This is a genomic window from Providencia sp. SP181, assembly GCF_050446505.1.
Lineage (GTDB): Bacteria > Pseudomonadota > Gammaproteobacteria > Enterobacterales > Enterobacteriaceae > Providencia > Providencia vermicola.
This window is the reverse complement of the sequence record NZ_JBBPXM010000034.1, coordinates 1-4,553: the sequence shown is the minus strand read 5'-3', so window position 1 is coordinate 4,553 and position 4,553 is coordinate 1. Positions and strand designations below refer to the sequence as shown.

Annotated in this window: 5 protein-coding genes; 4 read left to right on the top strand and 1 reads right to left on the bottom strand. The window is 38.5% G+C overall.

The window, feature by feature from the left end:
* A partial coding sequence (locus tag AABS66_RS21525; RefSeq protein ID WP_430225483.1) for a hypothetical protein occupies positions 1 to 369 on the bottom strand: 369 nt, incomplete at its 3' end.
* Positions 370 to 513: 144 nt separating this feature from the next.
* Between AABS66_RS21525 and AABS66_RS21520 the strand changes: the two genes are divergently transcribed.
* The 4 genes from AABS66_RS21520 (at position 514) to AABS66_RS21505 (ending at position 3,992) form a co-directional block, all read left to right on the top strand.
* A complete protein-coding gene (locus tag AABS66_RS21520) occupies positions 514 to 1,455 on the top strand; it encodes a MobA/MobL family protein (protein ID WP_430225482.1) in 942 nt (313 codons plus the stop codon).
* Positions 1,442 to 1,981, top strand: a complete 540-nt coding sequence (locus tag AABS66_RS21515; RefSeq protein WP_430225481.1) for a hypothetical protein — start codon at positions 1,442 to 1,444, stop codon at positions 1,979 to 1,981. The genes AABS66_RS21520 and AABS66_RS21515 overlap by 14 nt, the downstream gene beginning before the upstream one ends.
* 507 nt (positions 1,982 to 2,488) lie before the next feature.
* Positions 2,489 to 3,442 (top strand): hypothetical protein, encoded by a 954-nt coding sequence (locus AABS66_RS21510; RefSeq protein WP_430225480.1) that lies wholly within the window; start codon positions 2,489 to 2,491, stop codon positions 3,440 to 3,442.
* Positions 3,435 to 3,992, top strand: coding sequence for a hypothetical protein (locus tag AABS66_RS21505; protein ID WP_036979468.1), 558 nt, complete (start codon positions 3,435 to 3,437; stop codon positions 3,990 to 3,992). The genes AABS66_RS21510 and AABS66_RS21505 overlap by 8 nt, the downstream gene beginning before the upstream one ends.
* Positions 3,993 to 4,553 lie beyond the last annotated feature (561 nt).

Genomic DNA, 4,553 nt, shown 5'->3' with positions numbered 1-4,553 from the left:
AAGTTTTTCATTAAATCGAGAGAAAGCTTTAATGAGTCGTTCAGGTTCATAGTTAGGTTTTCCCGTCACTTTATCGACCAAGCCGGATTGCGTTAGCATCCCTGCAGACAGAAACATCTGGTGATTGCGCTCGCGTCGTTTCTTCTTGTTGGCAATGCGTTCTTGTATCTCTAGTCGTTGCGCGGTTTCTTGTCGCTGTAATTCGTTTTTTTCTGCTGTTGCGAGTGCATGGAGTTGCTTTTGCTCTAATGATGTCCGGTTTTCGATATCCAGTAGTCGGATAATTTCCCTTTGTCGCCCCGTTTTTTCGTTGAACTTGCGGATCAATTCCATGCGTTTGGCGATCCATTCAATATTGGTTGTGCGCATTTTTACCTCGACCTTTTAATTTTATCCTTTCGATTAAATCAGAATTACGCCTATACTGCTAATGGAGACTATAGTATATAGCGCACTTATATGTTTCTGCCTACGGCAAGAAACGTGCGCCCTTGCAGGGGGCTAAAACCCAAGATGGCAACCTACCATTTTAGTGTAAAGTTTGGTGCAAAAGGACGCGGTGCAGCACATGCCGATTACATTACTCGAGAGGGGCAATATCAGCATCGAGGCGATCTTGTGCATGTTGAGCATGGCAACATGCCTGCATGGGCAAAAGAGGAGCCGCAGCATTTCTGGCAAGCGGCTGATAAGTTTGAGCGAAAAAATGGCTCTGCTTACCGTGAATTTGAAATCGCGCTCCCTCGAGAACTGAACAGCGAGCAGCAAATTGGGCTGGTTCGTGAGTTTGTGAGCCGAGAATTGGGTGAGCGTCATGCTTACACGTTAGCGATCCATAATCCCACCGCTAGTATTGATGGAGGGGAACAGCCGCATGCGCATGTGATGATGAGTTTACGCGTGAATGACGGAATAGAACGCGCGCCAGACCAGTATTTTAAACGGTTTAATGCGAAATATCCTGAGCGAGGTGGCGCGCAAAAGGACTCAGGGCATAGCTTAACGTTAACTGAACAGCGCGAGGCGCTGATTGATTTGCGTGAGCGTTGGGCTGATACCCATAATCGTTATGTTGAAAATTTAGGGATTGAAAACGCTCGCGTAGATCACCGTTCGCTGGCTGATCAAGGGATAGAACGTTTGCCGGAATATCACTTGGGATTTGAAGCGTCAGGACGACTCACGGACGAGGATAAACTCAGTCTAAAACAGCTTCGGGAGCAGCCTGATATTGAGCTATATGGGCAAGAGCAAATGCAGTATATCGATTTTCATGATGAAAAATGGCTCTCGGAATATAAACAAGTGATGGAGCATTACCGAGAGCGGTTTGAACAGAGTTTTATTGCAGATTTAAAACAGGATATTGCTGAACAAAAACAGGTGATAGAGCGCAGCGTTATCAAAGAAAAAACCATTGAACGGGAACGAGGGTTTGGCTATGGCGATTATTGAAAGTGAAAAAATTTTAGGGATAGCCCTGTTGGCTGAGCGTCAGCAAAAAGAACTCTCTCAGGCGATAGAGACCATGATTGAATCGGTCGCAGAGTTTAAATCCGTGTCTGAAAATGTGTCGCAGCAAGTTAGACAGAATGTCACTGATGAAATTAAAAATATGAACGTGGGACAATTATTGGGCGAACAAACAGCAAATTCATTCAAATCGATTGAAAGAGCGGCATTTTCCATTAAACAACAAGCGGAAATGATTAATCAGGAAACGCTATCCGCCCGTAAAACCCTGTTATATGAATATGATAAGCTAAAAAATCGGTTTTGGTGGTTTATTGGAGCAGGCGTCATTTTTGCAGCCGGTTTGATGGCGTTTAATTCGTGGTATTTCAATCATCAGCTGGAGGTACTTAAAGCGAACCAAAATGTGATATACCGAGATCAACTACATTTAAAACAACAAATTGAAAAAATAGTCGATAAGCCAAAGAGCCTCAATAACACCAGTAAAAAACAGGACGTTTTCTAACGCAGGGCAAGCCCTTTGTTCAATCCTGAAATGGACTCAAAAATTTTGAGTCCATTTCAGGATTCTAATCTTTGTTTTTTTAAGTGTTTCAGTGTCTTTTTGCTCTGAAATAAAATGATGTTAAAAATGCGCTCTAATTCGTTCAGAACCGTTCTAAACTTTCAGTATGTATTTGGGTGAGTGTGAGTGCTTTTGGTGCTCAAAATCGCTCTGAGGCGTTTTTATTATGACTAACGGGCTGTTTTAGACGTTAAACTTGCCCGTTTAACATAATGGGTCTTATAGGAAGCTAATTGTAATGATGAGATTTAGTAACGGTTCCTTATAAGTTTAAATAGGATAATCTGCTTAATTTAATATATTGCTAAACTTAGCTTTATGTTTTCAATGTCTATTCGGTGGGGCGGGTTTTTTTAATCAAAATATTGTTTGTTGTCGATGCATAAGCAAACTGTATCGTATGCGTGATGTTAGCCAGGCAATGCTTTGTATTCAAATAGGTGATTTATGTTATTAGATAGGTTTGATCTTGAAAAAACCATTCATGAACGAAATAAGGTATGGAGGAAAAACCCTCAGATACCATCTTGGGTTGATATTGATAATGTTAATTTAGACCAGTTCTTTACAAAAACTGATGTAGCTGAATATTGTTATAATAATTTTTTTGAATTTTTAAAAAATGAAAATGTTTATTTAGGTAATTATAAGTTTATTGAACCATCAATTGGAGATGGTAGTTTTTATAAATTACTCCCTAAAAATCAAAGGATTGGGTTGGATTTAATGCCTATTTTTCACGATAAAAATGTGATTAAGCATGATTTTTTATCATGGAATCCTAACTCCAAATGTAAATATATCACAATAGGGAATCCTCCTTTTGGATACAGAGCTTGGTTAGCTCTTGAATTTATGAATCATGCAGCGAAATTTTCCGATTACATAGGCATGATTTTGCCTATGTCATTTCAAAGTGATGGGAAAGGCTCACCGAAACATAGAGTTAAAGGTATGCAATTGGTGCATTCAGAGATATTGCCAAACAATAGTTTTGTCACTCTAAATGGTAAAAATATTAAAATTAATGCACTTTGGCAGATATGGAAAAAAGGCGATAATTTTATAAAAAAAGAAAAAAAATGCGATGATTGGATTGATATTTTCACTGTTGATCTAAGAAAAGAGCGACTTTGTGGTAAAGAAAAAATGGCTGATGCTGATTATTTTTTGCAAAGGACTTTTTATCATGAGCCGCCAAGCTTAGTTATTGATTTTAATGATGTAAAATATACGTGTGGATATGGTTTAATCATAAAAAAAGATAAAGAAAAAATAGTTAATATTCTACAACAAGCTGATTGGTATAAATATTGTAATTTGGCTGCACATAATTGCCGGCATATTAGCATGTACCATATAAAAAGAGTTTTAACTGACAATGGATATGTAAATGAGTGATTTATATATAGATATGATGCTTAGGGTTCTTGATGAGCATGAGGATGCGAATAAGTGGAATGACTCGGTTTTTGAGAGAATAAAGCGAATTTCAAATACAAAAGTAGGATCTATTGGGCAAAATTTCATTGAGGATTTATGTAATGAATTTAATATTCAATGTGTTTTTCCAGAAGATATTCATGGTCATAGGCTGTATCAGAATTCATGGGATATAAAAATAGAGGGTGTTGAGTTCGAGCTAAAAACAGCTACTGAAGATGTTAGTGGAAGCTTTCAATTTAATCATATTAGGTACCACAGAGAATATGATGGCTTAATATGTTTAGGTATATCACCTAATGCAATTTTTTTTGATGTGTGGAGTAAAGCTGAAGTTTCAACTGGTGCTGCTGGGCGCTTAGTATCGATGGAAAGACAGGCGAATGCTAGTTATAAATTAACTAAAAAACCTAGAGATTTAAAACCTATATCATTATTTCATCAAGAGTTAACCAGTGCAATTAGTGGTCCGCGTTTTGATTTTGTTCGTTCACGGTTACGAAGATAACTATACTTTTTTGGCAAAAGTAAACTAATGCCCCAATGTGGTACTAATCAAAACGGAGCGAAGCAACAGCATCATTCTGTCGTTGCTTTTCTCCATGATTAGTTCTTGGGTCATGGCTTCTTAGCTCGTTCCTTTAGCTAAGTCTGGTTAGGTTGGGTTTCTTTCGACGGTGCAATCCCAGAAATCCCTCGTCCGTTGATTGATACTCTTATCAGGTACGCACTGTAATCTTTCGATACCGCAGCGTGATTCGGAGGCAGAGCCGGAATCTCGTGTTCCGGTACGTTTTACTACCACAATTTGCCTGTTTATCCTTTCGGAGACCGGGCTAAGTCCGAGTCAATCAAGTGGCACGCTTGGGTTAATGTCGTTGAATGGTTTTAAGGAAGTAGTGACAAGCTAGCTTCCAGTTGCTAAGATTGGATTGCGAGGTCTAATCGTAGCAACTAGCGTGCTAACAAATTAGAGCGATTAAGCCGAAATGATGCAAGTCATTTCGGCTTTTTTGCATCTAAAATATTCAAATATTTTTTTATTGTCTAATTATTGGTTGTTTTTTTT